This is a genomic window from Erwinia sp., assembly GCF_031978025.1.
Lineage (GTDB): Bacteria > Pseudomonadota > Gammaproteobacteria > Enterobacterales > Enterobacteriaceae > Erwinia.
Map to the genome: position 1 here is coordinate 1 of NZ_DALZCD010000270.1, position 5,889 is coordinate 5,889.

The following is a 5,889-nucleotide window of genomic DNA, read 5'->3' on the forward strand; positions in this document are numbered from 1 at the left end:
ACTGGGACTGCTTTTTTTACTTGTTCAGCTGCCGTTCCCGTTTTTGCAGAAGCTGGGAACATGGATGGGCCGTACTTCAATGCGCTTTTTGAAGCGCCGTATTCGCATTACACGTCGTAACCTTGAACTTTGTTTCCCGGATATGCCGGAAGCGCAGATTGAGCAAAGCATCGTGCGCAATTTCGAGTCATTAGGAATGGGGCTGTTGGAAACGGGTATGGCCTGGTTCTGGTCCGACCGTCGGGTGAAGCGTTGGTTTACCGTTAATGGCCTGCACAATTTGCAGGCAGCGCAACAAGAAGGACGCGGCGCGCTCATTATCGGCGTGCATTTTATGTCGCTGGAACTGGGCGGCAGGGCCATGGGCCTGTGCCAGCCAATGATGGCCATGTATCGCCCGCACAACAATAAGCTGATGGAATGGGTACAGACCAAAGGCCGGATGCGTTCCAATAAGGCGATGATTAACCGTCGCGACCTGCGTGGCATGGTGCAGGCGCTGAAACAGGGTGAAGCCGTCTGGTTTGCGCCCGATCAGGATTACGGCCCTAAAGGCAGCGTGTTCGCACCGCTGTTTGCCGTCCCGCAGGCTGCCACCACCAGCGGCACCTGGATGTTAGCACGCATGGCTAAGCCAGCCATGATCACCGTTGTACTGATTCGTAATGATGACGGTAGCGGTTATGAACTGGTGATCCAGCCTGAATTGAAAGATTATCCGATCGCGGACGAACAGCAGGCCGCCGCCTATATGAATAAAGTGATTGAGACTGAAATTATGCGGGCGCCTGAACAGTATATGTGGCTGCACAGACGTTTTAAGACGCGTCCTGACGGTGCGCAGCCTCTGTACTGAGGCCGTTTTCACGCTAATAAGACCAGCCCGGCGCGGCTGGTTTTTTTTGTCTGCTTTCTGGCAGATCATGTCTGTTGCTGTTCTTGCCTGCTGCCTTTTGCTCTTGTTCACATCCCTCTTGCTGCTCTTTCCTCCCTGCTCCATGCTGTGTTTTTTCTTCTCCCTGCCTCCTTGTTGCTGACTCTTACGTCTCCCCCTTTTCGCCTGCCGACTCCTTGCTTTTCACTTCAGGTTTCGTGATTTCTGTTTTTTTCTCGGCCCCGGGCTTTGCTTTTTACTGCCTGCCCGTCTCTTTCCCTGCCTTTTTGCTGTTACTGCCTTCTCGCCTTCCTGCTCCTGCTTTCTGCTTTCTGCTTTCTGTTTTCTGCTTTCTGCCTTCTACTTTCTGCTTTCTGCTTTCTGCCCCTGCCTTCTGCCGCGATAAGTGCGCCTTTGCTCACACTGCCTGTTTTTGTGAAAAAATTTTGCACCATTTGTGACCAGCAGCGCGGCTTTTGCTTCGGTTTGGTGCGCAATATTAGGCAAATTTTCTGTACGCTTCCGATTATTAACAAACCTTTCCACCAAATTCAGGATGCTGCAAATCTGGCATTCCCTTTGCAGTGTCGTGAATGGCTCTTGCCACAGACAGGAAAAGTGCACCGCAGCGTGCACTAAAACATAACAAACCGCTTACGCCACACAGGACGCTTTATGAAAAAAATGATGGTTTCCACTTTAGTGGCCGCTGCAGCGCTGTTTGCAGTTGCCAATCAGGCCCACGCCGGTGCCACCCTGGATGCGATTAAAAAGAAAGGTTTTGTGCAGTGCGGGATCAGTGATGGCCTTCCGGGCTTCTCGTTTGCGGATGCCAGCGGCAAATTCAGCGGCATTGATGTCGATGTTTGTCGTGCAGCGGCAGCAGCCGTGTTTGGTGATGCAACAAAAGTAAAATACACCCCGTTAACCGCTAAGGAGCGTTTTACAGCACTGCAATCTGGCGAAGTGGATATTCTGTCACGCAATACTACCTGGACCTCTTCCCGTGATGGCGGCATGGGCTTTATCTTTGCCGGGGTAAATTACTATGACGGCATTGGCTTTTTGACTCACCAGAAAGCAGGCCTTAAAAGCGCTAAAGAGCTGGATGGCGCAACGGTTTGTATCCAGGCAGGAACCGATACAGAACTGAACGTCGCCGACTATTTTAAAGCGAATAAAATGCAGTACACCCCTGTTACTTTTGATCGCTCTGACGAATCGGCAAAAGCGCTGGATACCGGCCGCTGCGATACCCTGGCCTCGGATCAATCGCAGTTGTATGCCCTGCGCATTAAATTAGGCAAGCCAGACGACTTTATCGTGTTGCCGGAAGTGATCTCTAAAGAGCCTTTAGGCCCGGTGGTTCGTCGTGGTGATGATGACTGGTACACCATTGTTAAATGGTCACTGTTTGCCATGCTGAACGCGGAAGAAATGGGCATCACTTCGAAGAATGTTGACCAAATGTCTGCCAGCCCGTCCACGCCGGATATGGCACACCTGCTGGGATCCGAGGGGGATTTTGGTAAAGATCTGAAACTCAATAACAAATGGGCTTTTAACATTATTAAGCAGGTCGGTAACTATCAGGAAGTCTTCGACCGTAACGTCGGTAAAGACAGCCAGTTGAAAATCGCTCGTGGTCAGAATGCGCTGTGGAACAAAGGCGGCATTCAGTACGCGCCACCGGTACGTTGATTCCCCGCAGCAACAGGGCGCCGATCGGCGCCTTTGTCAGAATGCCCGTGACTGAGGTTTCAACATGTCTCAACGCCCGTTCGTAAAAAAGGATATCTCCTTTAGCAATCCTGCGGTGCGAGCCTGGCTGTACCAGCTTATCGCCGTGGTGCTGGTACTGACTGTAGCAGGCTATTTAATCCACAATACGCTAATTAATCTGGCCAGCCGTGGCATCACCTCTGGTTTTGGCTTCCTGGAGCGCAGTGCGGCCTTCGGTATCGTTCAACATCTTATTGATTACAGCGAAGGTGATACCTACGCCCGCGTATTTCTGGTTGGCCTGACTAATACACTGCTGGTCTCCGCGCTCTGTATTGTCTTTGCCTCTGTGCTGGGCTTTTGTATCGGCCTTGCTCGTCTGTCGGATAACTGGCTACTGCGCAAGCTTTCAACCCTCTATATTGAAACCTTCCGTAATATTCCCCCGCTGCTGCAAATCTTCTTCTGGTACTTTGCCGTCTTGCGTAATCTGCCAGGACCGCGTCAGGCAATGAACGCCTTCGATCTGGCTTTTGTCAGTAATCGTGGCCTTTATATTCCCTGGCCAGAATACGCTGCCGGCACATGGCCATTTATTATTGCCCTGTTGCTTGCCACGGCAGGAAGTGTGGCGCTATTCCGCTATAACCGTAGCTACCAGTTAAAAACTGGCCAGCTAAGACGCAGCTGGCCTGGGATGCTGGTTATATTTGTTATGTTGCCATTGCTTGCTCATATGGCTTTCGGTGCAGCAATGCATTGGAATGTCCCCATACTGCGCGGGTTCAATTTCCGCGGCGGTTTTGCGCTGATCCCTGAGCTGGCGGCGCTAACGCTGGCACTCTCAATTTATACATCTTCATTTATTGCTGAGGTGATCCGCGCCGGCATCCAGTCCGTGCCGCACGGGCAGAACGAGGCAGCTCGTTCACTTGGCCTGCCTCATCCGGTCACGCTGCGTCAGGTCATTATCCCTCAGGCGATGCGCGTTATTATCCCGCCATTGACCAGTCAGTATCTGAATATTGTTAAGAACTCTTCACTGGCGGCGGCGATTGGCTATCCGGATATGGTGTCACTGTTTGCGGGAACGGTCTTAAACCAAACGGGACAGGCTATCGAGACTATCGCGATCACGATGGGCGTTTACCTCATAATCAGCCTGCTAATTTCGCTGTTGATGAATATCTATAACCGCAAAATACGGCTGATTGAGCGTTAAGAGACGGAATAACTATGACTTTAGCTACGCATGATACGCGGTCTGTGCCGATAAGCTCTTTTACACGTATCGTAAGATGGGCCAGAAAAAACCTCTTTTCAAGCTGGAGCAACTCGCTGCTGACGCTGTTTTGCCTGTGGATGATCTGGAGCATTATCCCGCCTGCCCTGAACTGGCTGATTTTTCAGGCCAACTGGATCGGTACGACCCGCGCAGACTGTACCAAAGAAGGTGCATGCTGGGTGTTCATCCATGCGCGATTTGGCCAATTTATGTACGGACTTTATCCTCATGAGCTGCGCTGGCGTATTAATTTGGCACTGGTCATCGGCCTGCTCAGCATTACCCCTATGTTTATAAAGTCTCTGCCACGCCGGGGGAGCTATATCGTCATATGGGCCATTGTTTATCCAATAGCCGTGTGGTTCCTCCTCTATGGCGGCTTTTTTGGGCTTGAACGCGTTGAAACGCGCCAGTGGGGTGGCCTGACGCTGACGCTGATCATCGCCTCTGTAGGGATTGCCGGTGCATTGCCGCTTGGTATCTTACTGGCACTTGGGCGTCGTTCCACGATGCCAGTGGTGCGTTATCTGTCGATTATCTTTATCGAGTTCTGGCGTGGCGTTCCGTTGATTACGGTCCTGTTTATGTCCTCAGTCATGCTGCCGCTGTTTATGGCGGAAGGAAGCAGCATCGACAAGCTAATCCGTGCGCTGGTTGGCGTCATCCTGTTTCAGTCAGCTTATGTGGCGGAAGTCGTACGTGGCGGGTTACAGGCACTGCCTAAAGGGCAATACGAAGCTGCTGAATCACTGGCGCTGGGCTACTGGAAAACACAGGGGCTGGTTATTCTGCCGCAGGCTTTGAAAATGGTGATCCCCGGCCTCGTCAATACGATCATCGCGCTTTTTAAAGATACCAGCCTGGTCATTATCATCGGGCTTTTCGATCTCTTCAGCAGCGTACAGCAGGCAACGGTCGACCCCGCCTGGCTTGGTATGTCGACCGAAGGATACGTTTTTGCCGCGCTGGTTTACTGGCTCTTCTGTTTTAGCATGTCGCGCTATAGCCAGTATCTGGAAAGGCGTTTTCACACCGGGCGAACCCCGCACTGAGGCTCACCATGACTACTTCTTTGATTCAATCGGATGAAGCGATGATGATTACGCTGGAAAATGTTAATAAATGGTTCGGACAGTTTCACGTACTAAAAAATATTAATTTAGAGGTGAAAGCACGTGAACGTATCGTACTTTGTGGCCCTTCTGGTTCAGGTAAATCGACGACTATTCGCTGTATAAATCATCTGGAAGAACATCAGCAGGGGCGTATCGTGGTCGACGGTATCCATCTGAACGACGATTTACGCAATATCGAGCGTGTGCGCACAGAAGTTGGCATGGTATTTCAACACTTCAATCTTTTTCCGCACTTGAGCGTCTTGCAAAACTGTACGCTCGCGCCGATTTGGGTACGCAAAACGCCAAAGAAAGAAGCTGAAGCACTGGCCATGCACTATCTGGAACGCGTACGCATTGCGGAACATGCGCATAAGTTTCCAGGCCAACTTTCTGGCGGACAGCAGCAGCGTGTAGCCATCGCCCGTTCACTTTGTATGAAGCCTAAAATTATGTTGTTCGATGAGCCTACTTCCGCACTGGATCCGGAAATGGTCAAAGAAGTTCTGGATACTATGATTGGGTTGGCAGAGGATGGCATGACGATGTTGTGCGTCACGCATGAGATGGGCTTTGCACGTACCGTAGCGGATCGCGTGATCTTCATGGATCGCGGTGAAATCGTTGAACAGGCACCGCCACAGGAATTTTTCTCTTCACCAAAATCAGAGCGAACCCGCGCTTTTCTTTCTCAGGTTATTCATTAATACCGGTACCGGAGAGACCGCTTACCCCTTCATGCTGAAAGCAAAGCTGCCCCGAAATTCTGTCGGGGCGGCTGCGAACGTCCCATTCTGATGCCGTGCTCTGCCCGGAAGGGCTATGAGCAGCATGACGACCTTTTTCCTTGCTAATAATTAGCGTCAAAAATGAAACAGCAGTCAGCAGTAAAG

At 51.2% G+C, this 5,889-nt stretch carries 6 protein-coding genes; 5 read left to right on the plus strand and 1 reads right to left on the minus strand.

Annotated elements, in window-relative coordinates:
• The 5 genes from lpxP to RTK32_RS17890 all read left to right on the plus strand — a co-directional run.
• Positions 1-856 (plus strand): kdo(2)-lipid IV(A) palmitoleoyltransferase (lpxP, locus tag RTK32_RS17870; protein WP_312046354.1); only part of this gene is annotated, 856 nt, incomplete at its 5' end.
• A 693-nt stretch (positions 857-1,549) separates the two neighbouring features.
• Positions 1,550-2,575, plus strand: a complete 1,026-nt coding sequence (locus tag RTK32_RS17875; protein WP_312046356.1) for an amino acid ABC transporter substrate-binding protein — start codon at positions 1,550-1,552, stop codon at positions 2,573-2,575.
• A gap of 64 nt (positions 2,576-2,639) precedes the next feature.
• Positions 2,640-3,818 (plus strand): amino acid ABC transporter permease, encoded by a 1,179-nt coding sequence (locus RTK32_RS17880; RefSeq protein WP_312046358.1) that lies wholly within the window; start codon positions 2,640-2,642, stop codon positions 3,816-3,818.
• Positions 3,819-3,832: 14 nt separating this feature from the next.
• Positions 3,833-4,933: an amino acid ABC transporter permease gene (locus RTK32_RS17885; protein WP_312046360.1), complete on the plus strand. Its 1,101-nt coding sequence runs from the start codon at positions 3,833-3,835 to the stop codon at positions 4,931-4,933.
• An 8-nt stretch (positions 4,934-4,941) separates the two neighbouring features.
• Entirely contained in the window at positions 4,942-5,703 is a 762-nt protein-coding gene (locus tag RTK32_RS17890) for an amino acid ABC transporter ATP-binding protein (RefSeq protein WP_312046362.1), read from the plus strand.
• Here RTK32_RS17890 and RTK32_RS17895 read toward each other — a convergent pair.
• A partial coding sequence (locus tag RTK32_RS17895) for a hypothetical protein (RefSeq protein ID WP_312046364.1) occupies positions 5,693-5,889 on the minus strand: 197 nt, incomplete at its 5' end. The two genes, RTK32_RS17890 and RTK32_RS17895, sit on opposite strands and share 11 nt — an antisense overlap.